At 50.5% G+C, this 588-nt stretch carries 2 protein-coding genes; both read left to right on the top strand.

Translation table 11 applies throughout. The features are described from left to right. Positions 1 to 323 (top strand): SIS domain-containing protein (locus F7Q90_RS25855; protein ID WP_151161178.1); only part of this gene is annotated, 323 nt, incomplete at its 5' end. Positions 324 to 446: 123 nt separating this feature from the next. Continuing rightward, on the top strand, positions 447 to 588 hold a 142-nt coding region (locus tag F7Q90_RS25850), incomplete at its 3' end, for a pyruvate kinase (protein ID WP_170283820.1).

Raw genomic sequence — 588 nt, 5'->3', positions numbered from 1 at the left:
CGCATACTGGCAGAACCAAGAGTCTGGTGGAACTGGCGCAGTTGGCGCGGGAAAACGACGCGATGGTGATTGCCCTAACTTCCGCAGGAACGCCACTGGCGCGCGAAGCCACGCTGGCCATTACCCTCGACGTACCGGAAGATACTGACATTTATATGCCCATGGTCTCTCGACTTGCTCAACTGACCGTGATAGATGTGCTGGCAACGGGATTTACTTTGCGTCGCGGGGCAAAATTCAGAGATAACTTGAAGCGTGTCAAGGAAGCGCTCAAGGAATCGCGTTTTGATAAAGAATTACTCTCCAGGAGTGATGGCCGCTAAAAGCAATAACAATGTTCTACCCTATTCGTCATCCGGGAATGTTCATTTTATACCGTTAAGGTTTCAGAACGACCGGATCAATGTTCACGCAACACCAAGTTGTTTTAGTCAACGGAGTATTACATGTCCAGAAGGCTTCGCAGAACCAAAATCGTTACCACGTTAGGCCCGGCAACTGACCGCGATAACAACCTTGAGAAGGTTATCGCCGCGGGCGCAAACGTCGTACGTATGAACTTCTCTCACGGCTCGCCGGAAGATCATA

Origin of the sequence: Pantoea stewartii subsp. stewartii, from assembly GCF_008801695.1 — a bacterium.
GTDB lineage: Bacteria > Pseudomonadota > Gammaproteobacteria > Enterobacterales > Enterobacteriaceae > Pantoea > Pantoea stewartii.
This window is presented reverse-complemented; position numbering and strand designations above follow the sequence as displayed.